The 25546-nt window shown below is 36.8% G+C and carries 20 protein-coding genes; 17 read left to right on the forward strand and 3 right to left on the reverse strand.

What is annotated here, in order from left to right; all coding sequences use genetic code 11:
- Positions 1 to 20: 20 nt before the first annotated feature.
- Positions 21 to 2810: a TonB-dependent receptor gene (locus tag A1704_RS13755; RefSeq protein WP_062674286.1), complete on the reverse strand. Its 2790-nt coding sequence runs from the start codon at positions 2808 to 2810 to the stop codon at positions 21 to 23.
- A 325-nt stretch (positions 2811 to 3135) separates the two neighbouring features.
- Between A1704_RS13755 and A1704_RS13760 the strand changes: the two genes are divergently transcribed.
- The 11 genes from A1704_RS13760 to A1704_RS13810 all read left to right on the forward strand — a co-directional run bounded on the left by A1704_RS13760 (position 3136) and on the right by A1704_RS13810 (position 17995).
- Complete coding sequence (locus A1704_RS13760; RefSeq protein ID WP_002977493.1) at positions 3136 to 3810, forward strand: response regulator; 675 nt, start codon at positions 3136 to 3138, stop codon at positions 3808 to 3810.
- A gap of 48 nt (positions 3811 to 3858) precedes the next feature.
- Positions 3859 to 4890, forward strand: coding sequence for a sensor histidine kinase (locus A1704_RS13765; protein WP_047434197.1), 1032 nt, complete (start codon positions 3859 to 3861; stop codon positions 4888 to 4890).
- A 134-nt stretch (positions 4891 to 5024) separates the two neighbouring features.
- Complete coding sequence (locus A1704_RS13770) at positions 5025 to 5624, forward strand: IS1096 element passenger TnpR family protein (RefSeq protein ID WP_062674287.1); 600 nt, start codon at positions 5025 to 5027, stop codon at positions 5622 to 5624.
- Positions 5625 to 5764: 140 nt separating this feature from the next.
- The gene (locus tag A1704_RS13775) at positions 5765 to 7114 is read left to right on the forward strand and encodes an alpha-amylase family glycosyl hydrolase (protein WP_062674805.1); all 1350 of its coding nucleotides are present in this window, start codon (positions 5765 to 5767) and stop codon (positions 7112 to 7114) included.
- A 149-nt stretch (positions 7115 to 7263) separates the two neighbouring features.
- Positions 7264 to 7704, forward strand: coding sequence for a hypothetical protein (locus tag A1704_RS13780; RefSeq protein ID WP_062674289.1), 441 nt, complete (start codon positions 7264 to 7266; stop codon positions 7702 to 7704).
- 135 nt (positions 7705 to 7839) lie between these two features.
- Complete coding sequence (locus A1704_RS13785; RefSeq protein ID WP_062674291.1) at positions 7840 to 8634, forward strand: thymidylate synthase; 795 nt, start codon at positions 7840 to 7842, stop codon at positions 8632 to 8634.
- A 230-nt stretch (positions 8635 to 8864) separates the two neighbouring features.
- Positions 8865 to 9083, forward strand: coding sequence for a hypothetical protein (locus tag A1704_RS13790; RefSeq protein ID WP_062674294.1), 219 nt, complete (start codon positions 8865 to 8867; stop codon positions 9081 to 9083).
- Positions 9084 to 9095: 12 nt separating this feature from the next.
- Positions 9096 to 11606: a M1 family metallopeptidase gene (locus A1704_RS13795; RefSeq protein ID WP_062674296.1), complete on the forward strand. Its 2511-nt coding sequence runs from the start codon at positions 9096 to 9098 to the stop codon at positions 11604 to 11606.
- Positions 11607 to 11773: 167 nt separating this feature from the next.
- Entirely contained in the window at positions 11774 to 13102 is a 1329-nt protein-coding gene (locus A1704_RS13800; protein WP_062674298.1) for a hydroxymethylglutaryl-CoA synthase family protein, read from the forward strand.
- A gap of 622 nt (positions 13103 to 13724) precedes the next feature.
- Positions 13725 to 16520 carry a SusC/RagA family TonB-linked outer membrane protein gene (locus A1704_RS13805; RefSeq protein ID WP_062674300.1) on the forward strand — a complete coding sequence of 932 codons (2796 nt, stop codon included), beginning with the start codon at positions 13725 to 13727 and terminating at the stop codon, positions 16518 to 16520.
- A gap of 14 nt (positions 16521 to 16534) precedes the next feature.
- Entirely contained in the window at positions 16535 to 17995 is a 1461-nt protein-coding gene (locus A1704_RS13810) for a RagB/SusD family nutrient uptake outer membrane protein (RefSeq protein WP_062674302.1), read from the forward strand.
- Between the two features lie 74 nt (positions 17996 to 18069).
- Here the strand turns inward: A1704_RS13810 and A1704_RS13815 are convergent, their stop codons facing one another.
- A complete protein-coding gene (locus A1704_RS13815; RefSeq protein ID WP_062674304.1) occupies positions 18070 to 18993 on the reverse strand; it encodes an AraC family transcriptional regulator in 924 nt (307 codons plus the stop codon).
- 183 nt (positions 18994 to 19176) lie between these two features.
- Between A1704_RS13815 and A1704_RS13820 the strand changes: the two genes are divergently transcribed.
- From A1704_RS13820 to A1704_RS13830, 3 genes are all read left to right on the forward strand, one after another.
- On the forward strand, positions 19177 to 20706 hold the full coding sequence (locus A1704_RS13820; RefSeq protein WP_062674306.1) for an aldehyde dehydrogenase family protein: 1530 nt from the start codon (positions 19177 to 19179) through the stop codon (positions 20704 to 20706).
- A 202-nt stretch (positions 20707 to 20908) separates the two neighbouring features.
- Entirely contained in the window at positions 20909 to 21943 is a 1035-nt protein-coding gene (gene adhP, locus A1704_RS13825) for an alcohol dehydrogenase AdhP (RefSeq protein ID WP_062674308.1), read from the forward strand.
- Between the two features lie 89 nt (positions 21944 to 22032).
- Positions 22033 to 22416, forward strand: a complete 384-nt coding sequence (locus A1704_RS13830; RefSeq protein WP_062674311.1) for a DUF779 domain-containing protein — start codon at positions 22033 to 22035, stop codon at positions 22414 to 22416.
- A 20-nt stretch (positions 22417 to 22436) separates the two neighbouring features.
- Here A1704_RS13830 and A1704_RS13835 read toward each other — a convergent pair whose 3' ends face one another.
- Positions 22437 to 23636, reverse strand: coding sequence for a dicarboxylate/amino acid:cation symporter (locus A1704_RS13835; RefSeq protein WP_062674312.1), 1200 nt, complete (start codon positions 23634 to 23636; stop codon positions 22437 to 22439).
- A 93-nt stretch (positions 23637 to 23729) separates the two neighbouring features.
- Between A1704_RS13835 and A1704_RS13840 the strand changes: the two genes are divergently transcribed.
- From A1704_RS13840 to A1704_RS13850, 3 genes are read left to right on the forward strand one after another with little or no spacing between them, the layout of a single operon-like run.
- Entirely contained in the window at positions 23730 to 24644 is a 915-nt protein-coding gene (locus A1704_RS13840; RefSeq protein WP_062674314.1) for a DnaJ C-terminal domain-containing protein, read from the forward strand.
- Between the two features lie 3 nt (positions 24645 to 24647).
- The gene (locus A1704_RS13845; protein WP_062674316.1) at positions 24648 to 24950 is read left to right on the forward strand and encodes a chaperone modulator CbpM; all 303 of its coding nucleotides are present in this window, start codon (positions 24648 to 24650) and stop codon (positions 24948 to 24950) included.
- A gap of 37 nt (positions 24951 to 24987) precedes the next feature.
- Entirely contained in the window at positions 24988 to 25518 is a 531-nt protein-coding gene (locus A1704_RS13850; protein ID WP_062674319.1) for a hypothetical protein, read from the forward strand.
- Positions 25519 to 25546: the final 28 nt, after the last annotated feature.

Consider the following 25546-nt stretch of genomic DNA (forward strand, 5'->3'; position numbering starts at 1 on the left):
TAGATTATTTGTTGAGTGAATTAAAAATTGTATCCCAGTGTTAAACTGATATTGGTTCCTGTAAGTCTTTCAATAGCAAGAGCATCTTTGCTGTCATACTTGCCATTGTCATTCAGGTCATGGTAGAATTTAGCACGACGGTTCAGGATATCTGAAACATTCAGCTTGATCTCTCCCTTGTTGCTCCATAGTTTTTTAGCAAGCTGGAAATCCAGAAGAGGTCTAGGTGCTTCCCAGATTGGTGGAACCTGATCGTTTCCTACGTAAAGGATTCTTCTTCCGATCATGTTGAATAATAGCGTTGAAGACCATCCTGATTTTTCAGTGTCATACTGAAGACTTAGGTTGACAGTATATGGAGATTGTCCCTGCATTGGTCTGTCAATATTGGTAGCTTCGTCTGTTACTCTGTTTTTGATTAATGCTACGTTTCCACCAAGGGTAAAGTTTTTAAGAGCACTTACAAAATCCAGTTTTTTTCTGGCTTCAACTTCCAATCCATAAGCATCCGCTTTATCTACGTTAAGGTAGTTGAAAGTGTTACTTGTTCCTACCCCTGATTGGTTGAAGTATAATTCGATAGGCTTTTTGAAGTTTTTATAGAAACCTGCCACGGATATAATTTCCCCGTTTCTTGGGTAGAATTCCCAACGAAGATCGGCACTCGTTATTTTAGTTCTTTCGATAGATTTGTTACCGATTACAGTTGCTCCAAGGTCAAAATCATAATATGCCAAAGGAGAAACCTCTCTGAATTCCGGTCTTACAACAGTTTGTGAACCCGCAAGACGGATATTCATTTTAGGATTTACCTTGAATGTTAAATTCACAGCAGGTAAGAAATCTGTAACACGAGTGTTTACAAAACGGTCATCACTCTTTTTTGTGCTACCTACCAACTGGTCAAAGTTCTCCACTCTTAATCCCCAGACAGCTCTTAACCATGGTGTGAAGTTATTGTCAAACTGTAAGTATCCTGCGTTAAGGATGGTATTGGCAATATATCTGTACTGGTTTCCAGCAATTTCATCAAATGTAAATCCTCCGTTGGTTCCGAAGTTACCAGGATTGAAGATGGTTTCAAAAGGCTGGGAAAGTAATCCCTGATTGAAGTTTTCAAGTCTTACAGAGAATGGTCTTGAGTTGTATATTCTGTCTTTAACCTGGAATAAATAACCTCCTTTGATCGTTTGCTTTTGTCCGAACATCGTAAACGTCTTGGATACGTCACCTCCTGCATTATACAGATAGTCGCTCAGAGTAGAGTAGAATACACTTCCTGATTTTTGGGAAAGACCGTTGGAAATCAAAGCTAAATAAGGACTTCCCGGCATGTTTGTATATTGGTTATACTGTAAACGCTGCAGCAAAGGAATATACTGATCAAGGATTCCGAAACTTCCGTACCAGTTTACGGTTAATCCGCCAAGAACATCAATTTTATGATTACCGGAAAGGGTAGAGTTATAGAAAGTTGTTTCTTTAAATCCAATTTCCCTTGCCATGATATTGGTACCGTTAATCGGATCAAATTCAAAGTCCTTTCCTGTTCTGAAGGACATGTGGTTTACTGTATTATTAGTAATGATATTCTTCAGGGAAATTTTGTTGTTGTTGTTCAGCTTTAAAGAAAGGTTCAACATCCCTCCTAAAATAATATCATTGCTGTATTTTTCTGTAAAATAATCGAAGTTGGTATCAGCAAGCTGGTTGTTGATGGTAAAGAAACGGTTGGTAGACTCCGTTCTTCTTTTGTTGTTACTATAGTTTAAAACAGCAATTACTCCTAAATCTTTTCCGAATAATTTCGTATTGAAACCTCCGTCAAGTTGTAAACTTAAGTTTTCAGGATAACCGATACTGTTGTATCCAAGATTCTTTGTATATCCTTTACCAATCTCTGTTTTCTGTGCTTCAGTCAGAATACTGAAAGCATTTTTTGCAGGCATATTGGTAGGAAGTTTTCTGTAACCGTCATCGATTCCTAAAAAGTCCCACTTTCCTCCTTTCTGCATATGGAATTCCTGTCCCATAGTAGCGGTGTTTCCACCTACACCTACCTGTACATTGAAGAAATTTTTATTAGGAATGTCTTTCGTATTTACCTGAATCAATGCACCGCCCCATTCACCTGTATATTCAGGAATGAACGTTTTGTTGATAACAAGGGTTTCGATAACATTCGCAGGGAAAAGGTCAAAAGAGAAAGTCTTTCTGTCAGGCTCCGTGCTGGATAACTGAATACCATTCAGCATCGCCTGGTTATAACGGTCTGATAAACCTCTTACTACAATATATTTTCCGTCAAATAAACTCACTCCGGAAACTCTTTTCAGAACTTCACCTGTGTTCCTGTCCGGACTTCTTTTGATCGCTTCAACACCAATAACCTGAGAAACTACACCTGCGTTCTTTTGTAAACCGATGGTAGAGGCTATGGTTTCTTTTCTTGCATTTGATTTTATGACAACTCCCTCAATTTCTTTTTCTTTGGTAGATGGCTTATCCAGAACGATGTCAAGATGAGTATTACCTTCATTCTTTATAATAACCTCACTGATCTCTTTTCTGTTATACCCGTTGGAACTTACCGTTACGATGTAATTGGCTCCGGGAGAAAGGTTGATAGAGTAGTATCCGGAAATGTCAGTAGTTACTTCCTGGCCATTTACTTTTACTTTTACCCCTTCTATAGGAGAATTGTCTTTCTCGTCCAATACCCTACCTTCCAAAATCTGACTTTGTGCAAAAGCATAGCCAGCAGAAAACAAGGCAAGTAGCATGATGCTCTTGTGGAGTTGTTTTTTCATTATTACTTCTTTTACTTCTTTTTCAAGGGCAAAATAAAGGCTAAGTTTTTAAGAAAACTTTAGGAGAATCTTAATTAATTATGAAGTTTGTATTAACAGGAGCGTGACTTTTATACTTATCGATGTTTAATTTATATAATTACAATTTTTGTTTTAATGTTAATTATTATTCCTTATATTTGATTTGTGTATAATTATTTGTTAGTTTTTTTATTGATTTTGTAATTAGTGTTTAAAATGTTGTTTTTTAATAATTAGTTAACATTTGGCAGATAGATGAAATCAATTGAAATAATTAATTTTGTGGGAATTCTTAAACTAGAAGATGAGCAAAAAAATTCTTTTAATAGACGATGAACTGGACATTTTAGAGATTCTGTCTTACAATTTGGAAAAGGAAGGGTATGATATCTATACCGCTACCAATGGTAACGAAGGTATAGAAAAAGCGAAGGAAATTGTTCCGGATCTTATCTTATTAGATGTCATGATGCCTGAAAAAGATGGTATAGAAACCTGTCAGGAACTTCGTAAAGTGAAAGAACTGCAAAAAACACTTATTGTGTTCCTTTCTGCAAGAAGCGAAGAGTTTTCTCAATTAGCAGGTTTTCAGGCAGGAGCCAATGATTACATTGTAAAACTGATCAAGCCGAAAATCCTTATTTCTAAAGTGAATGCATTATTACAGCTAACCTCTCAGGTGTCTGACAATGCAAAACTTATTGAAATCGGTGACCTTGTTATCGATAAAGATAACTTCAGAGTTTCCAAAAGCGGACAGCAATTTCTTCTTCCCAAAAAAGAATTTGATTTGCTTTACCTTTTGGCTTCCAATACTGAAAAAGTTTTCAAAAGAGAAGAGATTCTGGAGAAAGTTTGGGGTAATGATGTGATTGTAGGGGAAAGAACTATTGATGTTCACATCAGAAGACTAAGAGAAAAACTGGGAATCAATACGATTCAGACATTAAAAGGGATTGGATATAAACTGATCGTTTAATTATTTAAAAATCTTAACTTTACGTTCAATCATTAAAACGTTGTAAAATTGAAATTTTACAGACTTACCCTTGTTGCCTCGTGTCTGCTGACACTGGTAATGCTCCTTTTAGGTGTCGTATTCGATTCGCTGAAAGATATCTATTATGAGACCCCTTTGTTCAAAACGGGTCTTTTCATCTGTATTATTCTGATCTTCCTGATCAACTGTGTAGTACTGGAACTCCTTTTCAATTACTACAGCAGAAAACAGGTTAAAGGTCTTTCCGGATTTCTGCCGCAGGAAATAGTGCAGAATCACGACGAAAATATCACCATCAAAGAATTAGGCGAAAGATTCTCAGATCTGAATCAACAGCAGGTATCAGAAATTGATATGATGAAAGAGATGGAAAGTTATCGTAAAGAATACATCGGAAATGTTTCTCATGAGCTTAAAACTCCATTATTTTCTATTCAGGGATATGTAGAGACTTTAAGAGATGGTGGAGTGGATAATCTTACCATCCGCGACAAATATCTCGAAAGAATTGATAAATCGGTAGAAAGACTGATCGCTATTGTGACAGATCTTGATATGATTAACAGGCTGGAAGCCGGTGAAATCAATCTTACCGTTTCAAAATTTGATGTCAACCTTCTGATCAAGGAAATCTTCGACTTACTTGATCTTGAAGCCGAAAAAAGAAATACAACATTACAGATTCAGACTCTTCATCCACAGATCTTTGTAGAAGCCGATAAACAGAAAATTTCTCAGGTTTTTATTAATCTGATCTCCAATGCCATTCATTATGCCAACAGACAGGAAGCGAAAGTGATCGTAAAAACCAGCATTCTGAAAAATAAGGTGCTGATAGAGGTGATAGATAACGGAATGGGAATCAAATCTGAAATTCTTCCAAGAATCTTCGAAAGATTTTATCGTGTGGAAACCAGCAGAAGCAGAAGAGAAGGCGGTTCAGGACTTGGATTGGCCATTGTAAAGCACATCCTTGAAGCACACAATGAAAACATTACCGTAGAAAGTGTCTACCTTGAAGGGACGAAGTTCAGTTTTATGCTTGAAAAAAGTAAATAATTCCGGCAAAATGTAAGAAAAAAAAATATTTTAAAAAATCCTGAAATATTTTTTTGTCACATGTCATTTATTATATATTTGCAACAGAGATTTATCATAATTATAAAGGCAAAAAAGTAATTTAAGAAACTGATATGGTTTACAAAATCCGCGTAATATTAGATGCGAAAGAGGATATTTTCCGTGATGTCGAAGTTAAGGGAAAACAAACGTTATGGAACTTACATTTAGGAATTAAAAGTGCATTCAGTCTGCAGGGAGATGAGCTTTCTACTTTTAATCTGTTAGAAGATGACGGAACAATCGTAAAAAGTGTCCCATTGGAAGATATGAGTGATGATGGTGATGGTGAGATCATGTCAGATGTTTATATAGATGAAGCTTTTGAAAACGTAGGCGACAAAGCACAGTTCCAGTATGGGCTTCTTGATCTTTGGGAGTTCTTCTGCGAGCTTGTAGAAGTTATTGAAGAAACAAAAGGAGTTAATTATCCTATTACCGTATACAGATTCGGAAACGTTCCTTTAAAGGCTCCTAGCAAAAACGGAGGTGCCGGAGGTGGCAAAAAGAAATCAGCAATGCCGTTGGTAGATGATGAATTTGGTTTTGATGACGATTTCGTAGCGGGTGGAAACTTTTCGGATGAAGATGATGACAGCTTTGATGATGAGGAAGAAGAAGATTACAATGACGATGTCTTTGATGATGAGGATGACAATGATGATGAAAGATAATCATACAATATACTGGCCCTGGATTTAGATCCGGGGCTTTTTTATGCTAAATAATGCAAATTATCATTCTGCTTTTAACGATTTTGCCTTTTTACCCTTTTACCCCAAAAACAATCCTTATTTTTGTTAAAAATAGTTTAATGAAAAAATTAATTTTGTTAGCTGTAATTGGTCTGGGAATTGTTTCCTGTACCACTCAAAAAAATATCAGGAAGATGACAGAACTGCCAAAAGATTGGAAACATACTACAAATATCTACGAAGTAAACATACGACAATATACTCAGGAAGGAACTTTCAAAGCATTTGCAAAAGAAATGCCCCGCCTGAAATCTATGGGAATAAAAACCCTTTGGTTTATGCCGATCACACCAATTGCCCAACAGAATAAAAAAGGAAGTATGGGCAGTCCTTATGCGGCTTCAGATTATACTTCCATTAATCCTGAATTCGGAACACTGCAGGATTTTAAAGATATGGTGAATGAGGCACACAGACTGGGATTCAAAGTAATCATTGACTGGGTAGCCAATCATACTGGCTGGGATCATGTTTGGACCAAAACACACCCTGAATTTTATCTTAAAGACCCCGACGGAAAATTCCATATTGCTTCCGGAATGGATGATATTATTGAATTGGATTATAAAAATCAGGAAATGCGTCTGGCCATGATAGATGCCATGAAATATTGGGTACAAGAAACCAATATTGATGGTTTCAGATGTGATCTTGCTTCATGGGTAGAAGTCGATTTCTGGGAACAGGCACGTCCTGAAGTGGAAAAAATAAAACCTCTTTTCTGGCTGGGAGAGTTCGATGAACTGGAAAGCCCGGAATATGGTAAAGTTTTCGACGCAAGTTATTCCTGGAAATGGATGCACAAATCTGCCGATTATTATAAAAAGAATGAACCTCTTCAGGAATTAAAAGATCTTTTGAGACAGTATTCTAATATCGGAGATACATCGATGAGAGCCTGGTTTACTACAAATCATGATGAAAACTCGTGGAACGGAACCGAATATGAAAAATATGGAGTGATTACAAAGCCTATGGCAGTATTCTCTGCGACATGGAATGGTGTGCCATTATTATATTCTGGACAGGAACTTCCGAACATGAAGAGACTGGAATTTTTCGAGAAAGATGTTATTAAGTGGACCAATGCGTATCAGGTTGCTGATTTCTATAAAACACTATTGGATTTAAAAGCTGTCAACCCTGCTTTAAGAGGTGGAGATCCTAATGTAACTACCTATCTGCTGAATACCACAGCGAACGATAAAATTCTTGCTTATGTAAGGAAAAATGGAAAAGATGAAGTACTGGTAGTTTTGAATATGTCAAAAGAACCTGTTAGCTTTTCTGTTGAAGACGAACACTTATCAGGAATATTCAGAAATGTTTTTGATAAAACGAAAAGAGATTTCAGTAATGGAAAAGACTTTAGTTTCAAAGTTTCTGGTTATGCCGTATTTGAAAAGTAAGCAATAAAAACCTCTGAACTTTCGGTTGAAGCACTAATTATTAACAATTAGTCTTTTAGCGTACTCATTTCCCCTCCTCTGGAGGGGTGTCAAAATCACAGATTTTGACGGGGTGGTTATCTGCCCTACAATAAAAATCCACCATTACAATGAACAAACAGGAAATAATCAATATCATCAAAGCAAAAGCTGCTGACAAAATCCAATACTTTGAAAACCTTATTGCAGAAACACGGGCTTCCAATAACGACACCAAAAGCTCAATGGGTGATAAATATGAAACCGGAAGAGAAATGCTTCAGCAGGAAATCAATAATTTGCAGAGACAGCTCAATGAAGTCCTGAATCAGCAGGCTGTTTTGCAGAAAATAACTTCTGATCCTTCGGAAAAAGTTCAGAACGGAGCTTTGGTAAAAACAGATAAAGGACTATTTTACGTAGCAGTTTCTATGGGAGAAATTATTTTTGAAAATCAGAAAATCATGACGGTTTCTGCAGAATCTCCTTTGGTGAAAATCATGTATAATAAAAAAGCAGGAGAAAATTTCATTGTCAACACCATTTATCAGACTATTGAAAATATATGGTAAAATTATGATCTGTTAGATTGCAGATATACAGTTGTTTAATAGATAATAATCATTGTCTCTATAAAAAGCATTCATAAAAGTGGGTGCTTTTTTTATTGGTTTTTACTAAATTTGGAACTTAAAATCTCATTCAAAATGCAAAACTACCTGGATCTTTTACAGCATATTTTAGACAACGGAACGGATAAAACTGATAGAACCGGCACTGGAACAAGAAGTGTTTTCGGTTATCAGCTGAGATATGATCTGTCAAAAGGATTTCCTTTGGTAACCACAAAAAAAGTGCATTTGAAATCCATTATCTATGAGTTACTTTGGTTTCTGAAAGGAGATACCAATATTAAATATCTTAAAGATAACGGAGTAAGTATCTGGGATGAATGGGCCAATGAAAATGGAGATCTTGGACCTGTTTACGGGGCGCAGTGGAGAAGCTGGAGTGGTGCAGACGGGAAAGTGGTAGATCAGATTACAGAAGTAATTGACCAGATTAAAAAAAATCCGGATTCCAGAAGACTTATCGTATCAGCATGGAATGTTGCAGAAATTCCTAACATGGCTTTGGCTCCTTGTCATGCCTTGTTCCAGTTCTACGTAGCTGATGGTAAATTATCGCTGCAGCTTTATCAGAGAAGTGCCGATGTTTTCCTTGGTGTACCGTTCAATATTGCAAGTTATGCATTGCTGCTGATGATGGTAGCGCAGGTATGTGATCTTGAAGTAGGGGATTATGTTCACAGCTTTGGAGATGTTCATATTTATAACAATCATTTTGAACAGGTTAACAGACAACTTGGAAGAGAGCCAAAAGCACTTCCGACTATGAAATTGAATCCTGACGTTAAAAATATCTTTGATTTCGATTTCGAAGACTTTATTTTAGAAAATTATGATCCGCATCCGGGGATCAAAGCTCCTGTAGCCATTTAATATTCTTACATCACTTTATCTTTTTTATTTACGTCTATTATTTTAACATGAGTAGACGGCATTATCTGTATCCATAAGTTGGAAATCAGAATATAAATACTTTAGCACACTTTCTTTTGGTAATTGTTTCTTACATTTGAAAGAACAACTCCGCTTCTTTGAATTCCTTTTTGTAGGGCCATTCACTGGCTGGTAGTAAATCATAAATTTGAAATGCTTAAAAATAAATTATGAAGTATTTAAAAATTAATATTGAAGAAAATGCAGATATTGAAGCACTGAAGAATGCAGTACTTCAGCTGAAAGGTGTGGCATCCGCAGAAATAGTGGATGACGAAAACCCTGAAAGTGAACTCAAAAAAGCGTTTGCAAAAACGAAGGAACAGCTTAAAACGGGTGACTATGAAACCCTAGTTAATGACATTTTCGATATAATCATAAAAAAATAATAAAGCAGACCGATGAGAAAGGCCATTTTATCAATCGCTATACTTGGAATTTTATGTTCCGCCAATGTATCAGCACAAACCGAAACTTCAGGAAGAGAAAAAGTGTACAGAGCTACCCACACGAAAGTAACGGAGCTTAAGCACACAAAACTGAAAGTGAATTTTGATTATCAGAAAGAACAGATGAATGGGGAAGAATGGCTTACCGCTTCACCTTACTTCTATGCCACCAATGAGCTTACCCTTGATGCAAAAGGAATGCTGATTCATGAAGTGGCTCTTGATAACAACGGCAAAATGTCTCCTTTAAAATACGAATATAAAGACGATATTCTAAAAATTACACTGGATAAAACCTATCAGAGAAATCAGGATTATACAGTTTACATCAAATATACCTCCCGCCCGAATGAAGTGAAACAACAGGGGAGCATGGCAATCAATGATGAGAAAGGGCTGTATTTCATAAACGCTCAAGGAAAAGATCCTAACACACCAACACAAATCTGGACACAGGGAGAAACAGAATCTTCTTCAGCATGGTTTCCTACTATTGATAAACCCAACCAAAAGACAACACAGGAAATCTATATGACAGTTCCTGATAAATATGTAACGCTTTCAAACGGTCTTATGAAAGATTCTAAAAAAGAATCCAATGGACTTAGAACCGATCATTGGGTGATGGACAAGAGACATTCTACTTATCTTTTCTTTATGGGCGTAGGAGAATATGCTGTTGTAAAAGACAAATGGAAAAACATTCCTGTTGATTATTATATTGAAAAGGAATACGAGCCTTATGCTAAACAGATCTACGGAAATACTCCGGAAATGATCGACTTTTTCTCCAAAAAACTGAATTATGACTATCCATGGGCGAAATATGCCCAGATTTCCGGAAGAGATTATGTAAGTGGTGCAATGGAAAATACCACAGCCACTCTTCATGGAAGTGATATCCTGCAGAAACCGGGGCAGCTTATCGATGAAAATACATGGGAAGATACCATTGCCCATGAACTGTTCCATCATTGGTTTGGAGATCTTGTTACAGCAGAAAGCTGGAGTAATCTTACCGTCAATGAATCCTTTGCTAACTATTCCGAATACCTTTGGAATGAATACAAATACGGAAAAGATCAGGCAGATTATCACCTGATGACAGATGTGAATAATTATCTTCACAACCCAACCGACTTTAATAAGAATCTGGTTAGGTTCAATTATGAATCCCGTGAAGACGTTTTTGACCTGGTAACCTATCAGAAGGGAGGAGGTATTTTAAATATGCTGAGAAACTATCTTGGAGATGATGCCTTCTTTGCCGGAATGAATGATTATCTGAAAACTAACGAATATCAGAATGCAGAAGCTCATCAATTAAGGCTTTCTTTTGAAAAAGTATCCGGTAAAGACCTGAACTGGTTCTTTAATCAATGGTATTTCGGAAACGGAAATCCGAAGATCAATTACACCTCCACATTTGAGCCCGTGAAAAAGCAGGTTGCTGTTACAATTAATCAAACACAGGAAAAGCCATTTGAATTTCCTCTGGCGATTGATGTATATGACAACGGAAAACCTAAAAGATATAATGTTTGGGTAAATGCGGAATCAAAAAATACATTTAGTTTTGATGTTTCTAAAGCTCCTGATCTGGTAAATATTAATGCAGATGGTGTTTTATTAGCCGAAATCACCGATACTAAAACTCCGGAACAAAATCTGATGCAGTTTACCAATTCTAAAGAGTTCAAAAGCAGATATCTTGCTTTAAACGGAATTAAAGATCAGGCTGGGAAAAGTCCTGCTGTTGTAAAATTACTGGCTGCTGCATTAAAAGATCCTTTCTTCAGAGTAAGAATAAAAGCATTAAACTTAATAGACCTTACTAATCCTGAACAAATGAAAGCATTGGGTGCTGAAGTTGAAAAACTGGCTTCCAATGATCCGAAAACATTGACTCAAGCTGCAGCTATTACGGCTTTAGGAAAAACAAAAGATAAAAAATACCTTCCTTTATTTGAAAAAGGAGTGAATGCTGTTTCCAATGCAGTAAAAGGAAGTTCTTTGAGTGCGCTTCTTTCTATTGACCCGTCAAAAGCCGGCAATCTGGCTGATAAAATTGATATGAAAGGAGTATCAGACGAACTCAGAGCACAATTACTTCCGATTATTGTTAAAAACAAAATTACCTCTCAGATAGAAAATATTGCGCCTCTGGCTACTTTTTACCCCTTCATTAAATTCCAGAATCCGGAATTGGGAAAAGCGGCGGAAGACGGTTTCAACTGGATCATGACTTCCGATAACCTGAAAGCAACGGAAAGCATTACGAAAATAGCAGGATATGCCAAAAATCAGATGGCAGATAATCCACAAGCTAAAATGATGATGGTTCAGATGCTGAAAGATGGTTTGAGCAAAAAAATGGAACTGCTGAAACAGAATCCACAAAATGCAGCAAGTATCAACAAACAGATCGATGTCATCAATAAAGCCATTGAAAATTATAAATAGAAAGAAAGCCGGCAGATTTGCCGGCTTTCCTTTTATCGTTATGTGTACCTACATTGTCGGATTTTATTTTTAAATACATTGGTTTTTAATGATGTTGTAAAAATTAGCATTTTTTACGACTGTTTTTTGCATTATCTTTCATAAATTCGTTTAAAATTTGGACAATTATGAGTTTTGGAATTGAAGCAGCGGGTTATTATGTGCCTGGTTTATATTTGGAAATTAAGGATTTAGCAGAAAAAAGAGGAATAGAACCAGCAAAATTGGAAAAAGGCTTAGGTCTTCATAAAATGGGACTTTCTGATGTTCACGAAGATGCTGCCACCTTTGCAGCAGAAGCATTACTAAAGCTTATAAAAGACTATCAAATCAATCCTAAAGAAATAGCAAGAGTATACCTTGGAACAGAAAGCGCAGTGGACGCTGCAAAGCCTACAGCTTCCTATGCTGTACAAATGGTAGAAAAAGTATTGGAAGAAGAATTTGGAACAAGATGTTTCAGAAACTGTGACGTACTTGATATGACTTTTGCTTGTGTAGGAGGAGTAGATGCATTGCATAACGCGCTAGACTTTGTAAGAATAAACCCTGACAAAAAAGCAGTGGTGATTGCCAGTGATTATGCAAAATATGAATTGGCTTCATCAGGAGAATATACACAAGGAGGTGGTGCTGTTGCTCTTTTGATTTCCTCAAAACCAGATCTTCTTGTAATAGAAAATAATTGGGGAGTTGCTTCAGAAAGTGTCTTTGATTTTTTCAAACCGAGAAGATCATATAATAAAGAAGACTTGAGTGGAGCTCCGGAAGCCTATCCCGAAAAGATTGAAATTTTCACGGATGAACCTGTTTTTGACGGACAATATTCTAACCAGTGCTATCAGGATAGAATAAAAGAAGCTTATTATCACTATAAAGAGCTAACAGGGCAGGATAAACCATATGAAAACTGGAAGTACATTATCTTTCATCTTCCTTATGCCTTCCATGGAAAAAGAGTTTTCACAGAAATATATAGTCTGGAGAATGGTCTTTCTTATGAAACTTCGGACGAACAGAAAGCAATTGCTAAGTCAGAAAATTATCTGAAACTAATTAATGATAAGATAGAAAAGACCCAGAGAGCTTCTTCTGAGATCGGAAATATGTACACGGCTTCTATTTTTATGGCATTTCTTTCCGCATTACAAACATCTTTTAATGAAAATGAAGAACTTACAGGAAAAGAAATTGGTTTTATAGGTTATGGAAGTGGTTCAAAATCAAAGGTTTTTGCAGGAAAAGTGTCTGATGGCTGGAGAAAAGTAGTAGAGAAATGGAATTTATTCGAAAAACTAAACCAAAGAACTTCTGTTGATTTTGATACCTATGAGAAACTTCACAGAAAACAATTGAAGGAATCTGTAAATAATCAATATAAAGGTTTTGGACTCGTTTCTATTGAGGCTGAAAATCCGGTTTTAATTGGAGCTAGGTATTATAGTTATCAGAAGTAAGATTATCTTCTATTAAATCATATAAAAGCATCTCATATTTTGAGATGCTTTTCTTTTTTATCAATGGAAAAAAGCCTGTTGGTTTTCATGATTTTTATGCTTGGATTATTTTTAATGTTATGAGTGAAATGGTTAAAAAAATACACGTAACATGTAGGTATACTTCTTATGTATTAACTAAATTCTGTAAATATTAAATTAACAGTTTTTAAATTTTAATCTCAGCGACCCTCTTTTAAAACGGGGTTCTGCGGATATAAAGGGGTGTTTTTTATATAAAATTTAAGAAAATAAGTCGTTTTTTTCTCTATTTTAGTAAAAATTTAAAACTGATTTAATTCAAATTTTTAATCAAAAATTATTTTTAAGTTTATTTTTTTAATCTAATTTTTATTCTTTTAGTAAATTGATTTTAATTTTCAAATTTATTAAAATTCCGTTAATATATAAATTGACTTATTTTTTGTTAATTTTTTAAATGTAATTAAAATAATTCTCCATCATTTTTTAAGTATGAGTGTGAATCTCTCCTTTCTGGAAGCCTGTTTTCAGTGTTTAATGAATTGATGGTATAGATATTTATCTACATATTTGTCCCTTGAATATATTAAAATCTGTTAATATGAATGTGAAGTTACATGTATTAAGTGCAGGAGCTTTGTTTTTTTTAGGACAAGCTGCTTTTGCGCAAAAATCTAAGAATGATTCTGTTCTGAAGGAGAATAAGATCGATGAGGTAATCGTTACTGGATACCAGAAGAAAAAAGCAGATGAAATTACCCAGGCTCAGGCTGTTGTTGGGGGTGACGAAATCAGAAGAAACTCTCCTACAACATCTATTGGTAACTCTTTACAGGGTAGAGCATCAGGGGTATTTGTACAAAGTACTACCGGACAGCCAGGTGCTGCTGCTACCATTCAGGTAAGAGGTATTGCCGGTGTTGGTGGTTCTTCAGAGCCTACTTATGTAGTAAATGGTATGTATATGACTGCAAGACAGTTCAGTGCAATCAACCCTGCAGACGTAGAATCTATTTCAATTCTTAAAGATGCTGCTGCTACAGCACAGTATGGTGCGAGAGGTGCAAATGGGGTGGTTGTAGTAACTACTAAAGCCGGAAAAGCTGGGAAAACTCACTATTCATTCGAGACTAAGTTTGGTTTCAGTGAAAAGTTGAGAGACAAGAACTATACCATGATGAATTCCAGGGAGTTGATGGATTTCCAGAATCAATTAGGGTACCTTGGATTTAAACCAAGGACTCAACAAGAAATGGATGCACTTGCTGCCTATGATCACAACTGGCAAAAAGATCTGTTAAAGCCTTCAAGCATTCAATCTTACTTATTCAGTGCCCAGGGAGGATCTAGAGAAAGTACTTTCTATTACTCTTTAGGGTATGATTCTGATAACGGGATTATCAGAGATATCGACGGACTTAAGAGATATACAGGTAACTTTGGATTTACCAATAAACTGAGTGAAAAACTAAACGTAGGGATTAACCTAGGTGTTCAGTATCAGGAAACTCAGAATTTCAGAGACAGAAACAATACGCAGAACCCATTTGGAGCAATGTATAAATATGCTCCATATGAGCCGGTTTATAACGCCGATGGAAGTTATAATCAGACAATGAGAGCTGGTTCTAACGTTGTTGAGCAGATCCGTAACTATAGATTAGATGATCAGAGACTGAGAATTCCGGTTACTTTATTCGCAGAATATAAAATTATCGATGGTCTGAAGTTTAAAACAAACTTTAACGGACTTTTTGATTGGTACATGGGAACTCAGTGGTTGAAAAAAGGTTCAAACCTGGATATCACAGTGAACAAAGTTCCAACAGGTTCATTGAACAAAAATTCATTCTATACCTTTAACTACACTTGGAATAACTCCATTAACTATAAAAAATCATATGGAGGCCACAACTTTGATTTCTTAGGATTTATCGAATATAACGATAACTACAATGAAACAATGAATGGCGGGGCTTACGGATTGAAATCTCCGGTAATCAATGTTCCATCTATTACAACACCTTCTGACAGAAATACATTTACCGGAGTTAAGGTTAGAAATACTTTATTCAGTTTAGCAGGTTTACTAAACTATGATTATGAAGGAAGATATTTGGTAACAGGGTCATTGAGAAGAGATGCTTCATCAAGATTTGGTGCCAATAACCAAAGTGGTATTTTCTGGTCTGCAAGTGCTGCCTGGAATATCGCGAAGGAAGACTTCATGAAAGGTGGGTTTATTAATGATTTAAAGCTTAGAGGATCTTACGGTACAACAGGTAACGATGGTACTTTGCCTGATTACTATAATGTCAATAATATCAGCTACGGTTTATATGGTACTAACGGTACTTCATATCCTAGTACGCTTTCACAAGGTAATTTTATTATCGGGAACAGCAATCTTAAATGGGAATCTAATGCGATTACCAACTTAGGGGTTGATTTCACAATGTGGAACAGAAGAGTTCGTGGATCCGTAGAAGTATATCAGAACAAGAGAAAAGATTTCGTACAGCTTGTGCCTTTGGATAAACAGGAAGGTGGATACTACCAGTATATCAATGCAGGAGATATGTCTCAGAAAGGTCTTGAAGTTGAACTTAGTGTAGATGTAATCAAGCAGAAAGATTTCCAATGGAATCTACATGCTAATATTTCTTTCCAGAAGTCTGTTCTTGACAAGTTAGCAGATGGCCAGTCGGAAAGAAATTTAGGAGATACTTATCTTAAAGTGGGAGAAACTCCATATGTATTCTATAATGTTAGATTTGCCGGAGTAGATCCAAGCAATGGGAAAGCATTATATTATGATAAAGCAGGAAATGTTACTGATGTTTACAGTGCTTCCAATGCAGTTCCTCTTACCGATAAATCTCCATTCCCAAAAAGTTTTGGTGGATTCGGAACTACAGTTCAATATAAAGGACTTGATTTCAGTGCTGATTTCGCATTTAAGCTAGGTGGATATACTTATAACAACATGTATGCTGCTGCTGTGGATCCAACGTTGGCTGTTGCAGGTAGAAATATGGCTCAGGCTGCTGCTCAGGTTTGGCAAAACCCTGGAGATACAGGAGTATTCCAGAAAGTTGACTCAAACGGTATGCGTGATTCTGATCAGTGGATTGAAAAATCAGATTACTTAAGATTAAGATCACTTACATTAGGATATACATTTGATAAAGCATTCCTTGGAGAAGGATCACCAATCAATAAGCTTAGAGCTTATGTACAGGGACAAAACTTATTTACAGTGACTAAATTCCACGGAGAACCTGAGGTTTCAGTAGGATCTGGTGAATCTACAGCATTGTTTGTTCCAGGAGCATATAACCTTTATACTTACCCTGCTGTAAGAACAATCTTGGTAGGACTGCAATTAGAATTTTAATATTGAATAGCTTTATGAAAAAGAATATAATAAAAATAAGTTTAGCTGCGTTAACCATGTTTGTTACGTTAACGTCTTGCGACAGAAATCTAGATCAAATCTCGTCAATCAATGAAGATCAGGAGCAGGCAATGACCAGACCTGAGACCTTCAGACAGGCTATGGATGGAGCCTATGCAGCTCTTAAAGGAGCTGGATATTATACCAGCGATACAGGAAACCAGCTTATCATGGGTGATCTTACCACTGATAATCTTGTTCGTACCACTACAGGAAGAAATACCAACTTTGCAGCATCAAACTTCGAATTCTCATCAGATAATTCACAGACAACAGGGTTGTATACTGCTGCTTATCTTGTGATCAGCAGAGCTAACTTTGTTTTGAAATACATCAATAACGGAGTATTATCTGGAACACAGAAAACAAATTTGGAAGCTGAAGCAAGAGCATTAAGAGCAATAGCTCATTTTGATATTGTAAGAGCATATTCTCAAATCCCAACTCAATCTGCAGGTGCTAAGAATACAATTGGAATTTATTATTCAGAAACCTATTCTCCTCTAAATAATACATCATCAAGAAATCTTACTGTTGATCAGGTATATGATAAAGTGATAGCAGATTTATTATTTGCGGCTGATAATATTACCCAAAATGATTTGGATAAAGGAAGATTGAGCAAAGCTGCCATCTACGGATTATTATCAAGAGTAAACCTTTACAGAGGAGACTATGCTAACACTATTAAATATGGTGAATTGGCATTAGGAATTTCTTCAAGTATTACTCTAAAATCTAATTTCTATAAGATTTGGAAAGAAAAAGAAGGAGATGTTAATGATGGAGTTTTATTCCAGGTATCAAATTCTGCAGCTGAGCAAAACACAGTAGGTGTTGCTTACAATCAAGCCGTTCCAGCTTTAAGATCAGAGTTTGTTGTAGATTATGACTTATATACTGCATATACAAATAATGATGTAAGAAAATCTGCTTATTTTACTACTGATGTATATAGTAAACAAAAGTATAATCATGTTACAAAATATGCAGGTATTACTGGTTTACCATCTAATATCGTTCCTGTAAGATATTTAAGAGGAGCAGAAGTGTTGCTAAACGTTGCAGAAGCATATTACAGAACAGGTAATGGAGCACAGGCTTTAGTTCTTTTAAATAAATTAAGAGCTGAAAGATATACTGTATTTACTCCTGGTACAGAAACAGGACAGGCTCTTTTAGATGCGATCCTGAAAGAAAGAAGATTGGAGCTTGCATTTGAAAATGACAGATGGTATACATTGAAGAGATTAAACCTTCCTGTTCAGAGATCAGGTAAAGGAGACCTTTTTGACGGTACAGGTACTCCTGCTGTTGCACAAACTCTTGCAGCTGGAAGCTTCAAGTGGCAGTGGCCAATTCCTATTTCTGCTATTCAGGCAAACCCGAACATTAAGCAGAATGATCAGTATTAAAATTTAATTTTTAATAATATAGACGAAGAGCCCTATTCAATAGGGCTCTTTTTTATTGATATTTTATAAATAAGTTATCTCATGACCATACGATCCTGGTAACTTTTCGGAGTGACTCCTTCCAGTTGCTTAAATACCCTTGTAAAATAATTGGTATCAGAAAAACCTGTCTGAAAAGCGGTTTCCTTGATACTGGTCTGGCTGGCTAATAATTCCTTTGCTCTGGTAATTCTCTCCTGCAGAATAAAATCATTAGGAGAAGTACCCAGTTCGTCTTTGAACATTTTAAAGAAATTAGACTTGCTTACATAAGCCAGTTTGGCAATACTGTCAATAGACAATTTCTGGTGCAGATTTCTTTTAATATAATCTACCACAAATCCAATTCTCGATTTATTTTTAACAATATTCTTTTCCACCATGCCTCTTGCCTGAGTCTGCATCAATCTAATCAGAAGTTCTTTCAGTGCAAAATCTGCCATGATATCCTTTTGTGAGTTATCATCCATGGCAATTCTCATGATATTGTTGGTAGCAGAAGCCAGCGATTTATTATTAAACAGAAAATACTCATCCAGCTGAATATTCCATTGCGAAGTTTCATCCGCCTTTGGAAGATGATAATTGAGATAATTAAGAGAATCCTCAATAAAATCGGGATTAAGGCTTAAAGAAATACATTGTGTAGGCGTTTCATCCGCTTCCGGAAAATCAATCACCATCGTTTCACCCGGTGCTACCAGAATACTTTCCCCCGGATAGTAATCAAAATAATTGGTCTTCTTATCCAGTTTCATATGTTTTTTACCTCTCAGCATCGCTGTAAATGCAATATTTTCAAAATGAAGTTTTACATTAAAAGCGGCCTTATGAGTCTCATAAATACTAAACTCACAATTATTTAGATTGAATTTCGTCTGGTTTTCAACAAGACTCAATAGTTGGTTTTCCTTACGTAATTCAGGAGTATTTAATAAAATCTTACTATTGTTATTCATTTCTAAATTTTTTTGAATCGGAGGTAACTCAAATATAGAAAATTTGAGAGTATGTTGCTGTTAATAAAATACTAAAATTGAACTCCTTGCACTATTTTCCACTTTTTTTATACGATTGTGCTATACTCTTTTTGGCTTCTCAGTGTAATTTGGCATTATCGAAAAAATAAAAACAATACTAATATGAGCACTATTACAGAACCAAGATCAACCACACTTTTACAGCGTCCGGAATTTAAAAACAGATACGATAACTATATTGATGGAAAATTCACTCCACCTGTTAAAGGACAATATTTTGACGTAGTTTCTCCGGTTGATGGGAAAAAATTTACTCAGGTAGCCCATTCGTCCAAAGAAGATTTGGAGCTAGCGGTAGATGCCGCTGAAAAAGCATTTCAGACATGGAAGAATACTTCCTCCACAGAAAGAAGCATCATTCTGAATAAAATTGCAGACAGAATAGAACAAAACTTAGAATATCTGGCTACAGTAGAAACAATAGATAACGGAAAAGCAGTAAGGGAAACATTGGCGGCAGATTTACCTTTAGCCATTGATCATTTCAGATACTTTGCTTCAGTAATCCGTGCTGATGAAGGATCGCATAACGAGCTGGACAAAGACACTGTTTCCTTAATTGTTCACGAACCTCTTGGAGTGATTGCTCAGATCATTCCATGGAACTTCCCGATACTGATGGCAGTATGGAAACTGGCTCCCGCATTGGCTGCAGGAAACTGCGTCGTGTTGAAACCGGCAGAAAGTACACCTGTTTCCATTATGGTTTTAATGGAATTGATCGGTGACCTTTTACCGGCAGGAGTTATTAATATTGTTAACGGATTTGGAGCAGAACTTGGAAGAGCTCTCGTTACTAATCCGAAAGTAGCAAAAGCAGCATTTACCGGTTCTACCGCTACAGGAAGACTTGTAATGCAATATGCTACAGAAAATATTATTCCGGTAACGTTGGAATTGGGAGGAAAATCCCCTAACGTTTTTTTCAATTCAGTAATGGATGCAGATGATGAATTTTTAGATAAAGCCATAGAAGGAGCCGTTCTTTTTGCCCTGAATCAGGGAGAGATCTGTACATGTCCTTCAAGACTTCTTGTTCAGGAAGGAATTGCAGATGCTTTTATCGAAAGAGTAATCGAAAGAGTAAAAGCCATCAAAGTAGGAAACCCACTGGATAAAACCGTGATGATGGGAGCACAGGCTTCACAGATTCAGAAAGATAAAATCCTCTCTTACATTCAATTGGGAATAGAAGAAGGAGCAGAAGTGCTTGTAGGAGGAGCTGTAAACAACCTGGGTGAAGATCTTGAAGGCGGATACTACATCCAGCCTACGATTTTCAAAGGAAACAACAAAATGAGAATCTTCCAGGAAGAAATTTTCGGCCCGGTGCTGGCATTTACCACTTTCAAAGATGAAGAAGAAGCTGTAAAAATTGCCAATGATACCATCTACGGTCTTGGAGCCGGAGTCTGGACCAGAGATGCTCACCAGTTGTACAATATTCCACGCCAGATTGAAGCAGGAAGAGTATGGGTAAACCAATATCACTCTTATCCGGCCGGAGCACCTTTCGGGGGTTATAAACAATCAGGAATTGGAAGAGAAAACCATAAAATGATGCTCGATCACTACCGTCAAACCAAAAACATGCTGATTTCTTATAACAAGAATAAGCTAGGTTTCTTTTAATATTATTTAGGACGTGCCCGATTGCCTTGGCTTTTTCCAGGGCAACACGGTCGGGCTATCCAGGGCTGCACTTCGTTTCGGTGCTCCATTGCATTTCGCACCGGCTCGTTCCTCGCCGCCCTTCCTATCCCTCACGCAGGGAAATTACAGAAGTGGAGATAAAAACAAATAACCCCAAATAACTCAATCCAAAAAATAAGATATGATTCCAAAAACAATGAAAGCGGCAGTAGTTCAGGGCTACGGCCAACCTTTGAAAATAGAAGAAGTACCTGTAAGAGAACCCGGAAGATATGAAGTCCTTGTCAAAGTAATTGCCTGTGGAGTCTGTCATACAGACTTACACGCTGTGGATGGCGATTGGCCTGCAAAACCCAAAATGCCTCTTATTCCGGGACATGAAGGAGTTGGTATCGTAGTAGCCTGCGGACCGGAAGCTTTTGTGAAAGAAGGAGATGCTGTAGGTGTTCCATGGCTGTACAGTGCTTGCGGATGCTGTGATTATTGTATTACAGGGTGGGAAACCCTTTGTGAAGCACAGAAAAATGGTGGTTACAGTGTCGATGGTGGATTTGCAGAATACGTCATTGCAGACTCAAGATATGTGGGACATTTGAAATCTGATGTTAACTTTTTGGAAATTGCCCCTATTTTATGTGCCGGAGTCACAGTTTACAAAGGATTGAAAGAAACAGAAACAAAACCCGGAGAATGGGTAGCCATTTCAGGAATCGGAGGACTGGGGCATGTAGCCGTTCAGTACGCCAAAGCAATGGGAATGCACGTAGCCGCTATTGATGTAGCAGACGATAAGCTTGAGCTTGCAAAAAAATTAGGAGCAGACCTTGTAGTCAATGCAAAAAACACAGATCCCGGAGAATATTTGCATAAAGAAGTCGGTGGAATGCACGGTGCCTTAATTACTGCAGTTTCACCTATTGCTTTCAAGCAGGGAATCGATGTGTTGAGAAGAAAAGGAACCATTGCTCTCAATGGACTTCCTCCCGGATCTTTTGAACTTCCGATTTTCGAAACGGTTTTAAAAAGAATTACCGTAAGAGGTTCTATTGTAGGAACAAGAAAAGACCTGCAGGAAGCACTGGATTTTGCCAATGAAGGATTGGTAAAAGCTAACGTTACTGCAGCAAAGCTGGAAGATATCAATGATGTATTTGATAAAATGAAAAAAGGACAGATTGACGGCAGAATCGTTTTAGATATTGCCGGCTCAAATTAATTTGATGATGTGTTGCTGATCCCGGTTAGAATGTATTTTACCGGGATCTTTTATCAATATAAGGTTTGGATTAAACCAAAATAAAAACAATGGAAACAAAAATATCAAGACTTTCCGCAACAGAACAAGCGCTTGAAGTAATTGACAAGCTGGAAGAGCAATATGGCCCTCTGATGTTTTATCAGGCAGGCGGATGCTGTGAAGGAACCCAGCCACAATGCTTCGAAAAAGGAGGCTTTTTTCCCAGAATGAATGATGCTATGATCGGAACCATTAATGGGCATGAGTTCTGGATAGACCGCGACCTTTTTGAATACTGGAAATATTCACATTTTACCCTTGATGTTACAGACGGTTTCGGACCTGGCGGCTTCTCCCTGGAAACTCCTTTGGGAAAAACTTTTAAGGTTCATTACAGGCTATTTACCCCGGAAGAATATGAAAACCTCGAACCGGTAAAACGTAGTGAATAGTGTGATTTAACAAAAATAAGTCAGACTTTCACAAACCGGTTGACAAACATGGCAGCCACAATATCTCCTACAGCGTTCAGAACAGTAGCCAACGGGTCCACTAAAGTTCCGATGATCATTACGGCAGGAATTGCTTCCTGAGGAAGTTTATAAACAGAAATCATCAGCATCTCACCAATGTACCCGCCGTTAGGAATTCCACCCGCTACAATACTCACAAAAACAGTAATCCCCAAAGCTAAAAGCAGATTGGCAGGATCAAAAAAATCCTTTCCAATAATTAAAAAGGCTACATAAATCTTGATAATAGATGACATGGAAGATCCGTTTTTATGCAGTGTAGTCCCGATAGGAATCACCAGATTGGCAATAGAATTCGGAATCCCGATTTTGGAAGCCGCCTGTAAATTAGCAGGCATTGTTGCAAAACTGCTGCATGTGCTTATGGCGGTCAAAGTAGGGTAGATCGCATTTGTCCAAAAGCTTTTCACTCCTTTTTGCCCATTCGCCATAAACGCATAGATGGAAAAGAACACAAGGAAATAAATAACTCCTGCAATATAATATAACCCTAAAGGTTTAGCATAAAATCCAAAAAGTTGTGGCCCTAAAGTAGCGACCTGATAAGCAAAATAAGCGCCCAGACCAATAGGAGCAAGCTTCATCACCAGCAGAAGAAGTTCTTTCATCACTTCATATCCTGAAGCGATAAACACTCTGAAAGGCTGTCCTTTTTCTCCTGTTTTTCTGGCTGCAAACCCTGTCAGGAAAGCAAATACCAAAAGAGCCAGCATATTTCTTCTTGAGAAAAGATCTGTGAATTCCCCTACTGTAAAGAAACTTACAATTCTGTTGCCCCATGTATCCTCATTGGCCGCTTCTGTTATCATCTCAGAACTTCCAGAGACCCCTGAAACCGGAAAAAGATAGACCGCGCAAATTGTGAAAACAGCTGCTGTGAGAATAAAAAATAAGAAAGTAAGAGCCATTACAAGGATGATTCTTCCAAATTTAGATTGCTGCTCCAGAGAGGCAATAGAATTGGATACCGCAAAAAATACCAAAGGAACCACACTCACAAAAAGAAGATTCAGAAAAATATCTCCCAAAGGTTTAATGTATTCCACAAAACCGGGTGCAACAATTCCTATGATGCTTCCAACAATGATTCCTAAAAGTAAAAATATGATTCCAGAATAGTTTTTCAATACATCTTTCATGTATGGGTTTTTATCAAAGATAGGTTTATTTTTAACATTCTGTTATACAATTTTCAGACCTAAAATTCATAAATTTGAGTAAACCTCATTTCTATGGCTTATATAGATTATTATAAAATTTTAGGCGTAGATAAAAACGCAACACAGGATGATATCAAAAAGGCCTACCGGAAATTGGCAAGAAAACATCATCCCGATCTCAACCCCGGAGACAAAGAAGCAGAAAAGAAATTCAAAGAACTGAATGAAGCGAACGAAGTGCTGAGTAATCCGGAAAACAGATCAAAATATGACAAGTACGGAGAACACTGGAAGCACGGCGAAGAATACGAAAAAGCCCAGCAGCAACAGCAAAGACAGTATCAACAGCAAAGTTATAACGGAGGATATTCCGGTGCAGATTTTGGTGGAGGTGAAGATTTCTCAGATTTCTTCCAGGATATGTTTGGCGGTGCAGGCGGTGGATTTGGCAGAAGTTCAAGAGGAAGAGCCTCCGGTAAATTCAAAGGACAGGATATCACTGCCGAATTGAATCTCAATTTAAGAGACGCTGCAACCACGCATCCGCAAACTTTTGAAATCAATGGAAAGAAAGTAAGAATCACCATTCCTGCAGGAGTGTATGACGGACAGCAGATTAAATTAAAAGGACATGGAAATCCCGGAGTAAATGGTGGGCCAAACGGAGATTTATATATCACCTTCAATATCCCTGCTGATCCGGATTTTGAAAGAATAGGTGATGACCTGAAAACCAAAGTAACCATTGATCTGTACACAGCCGTTTTAGGTGGCGAAGTAAAAGTACATACGCTGAATGGAAGTGTAAACCTTAAAGTAAAACCGGAAACCCAAACCGGAATGACAGTAAGGCTTAAAGGAAAAGGTTTCCCTGTCTATAAAAAAGAAGGAGAACACGGTGATCTTTTTGTAACCTATGAAGTGAAACTGCCAACCAACCTTACCGAAAAGCAGAAAGAACTTTTTGAACAACTAAAAAATTCCTAAGCTATGAGTGAAAGAATATCACGGGAAGAACTCGTAAAAATCTATAATATAGAAATCACTTTTTTTGATGATCTTGTAGACTATGGGCTGCTGAATATTCATATTGAGAATAATATTCATTATCTGATGTATGAAGATCTGCCCGATCTGGAAAAATTTGCCAACTGGCATTATGATCTCGAAATTAACCTGCCCGGCCTTGAAGTGATTCATAATATGCTGAAAAAACTGGATGCCCTGAACCGCAAAAACAGAGAACTGATGAATAAACTTTCTGCTATAAGTGATCAATATGAAGATATTTAGTTTAGTTTTGTAGCTTTTTAAAGCAAACTCTATAATTATGAATGAAGAAAAGGTGATTACACTAAAGCCGGACAGGAAGATTTTTGAAGATATTTATTTTAGCGGTAATCAGGGAAGTCTGCTTTTTTCACCTACTACAAAAAGTAAAACTATCGTTACCATAGTTGCTGCAGTGATTGTTTTCATCGTTTTTCTATTAAAAGACTTTATGAGTAAAGAAAATGCAGGCGTTTTATACTTCCTGAGTTTTATATTTTTGCTTTGTGCTGTTTTTTTATCAGTCAGCGTTAATAAAGTTTCAAGATGGAAAAAACAGGTGAATCATTATCTGAGCACGCTTGAAAGATGTAAAGTATACGAAATAAGATTTGATAATAACTTTTTCACAGTCAATATTGATGGCGAAAAAGAGACCAGCGAATGGAAAGATTTTGAATACTTTGACAGCACTCATGAATTTATTTCTGTTGAAGGAAAATACAGTTACATGTTTCCCAGAAAATCAATGAATGAGAAAGAATACAGTTTTCTCAAGAATATATTGAAAGAGAAAATTAAAATCGATTAATAAAAACAAAAACGGAGCAAAATTATTT

The organism is Chryseobacterium cucumeris, from assembly GCF_001593385.1.
GTDB classification, from domain to species: domain Bacteria; phylum Bacteroidota; class Bacteroidia; order Flavobacteriales; family Weeksellaceae; genus Chryseobacterium; species Chryseobacterium cucumeris.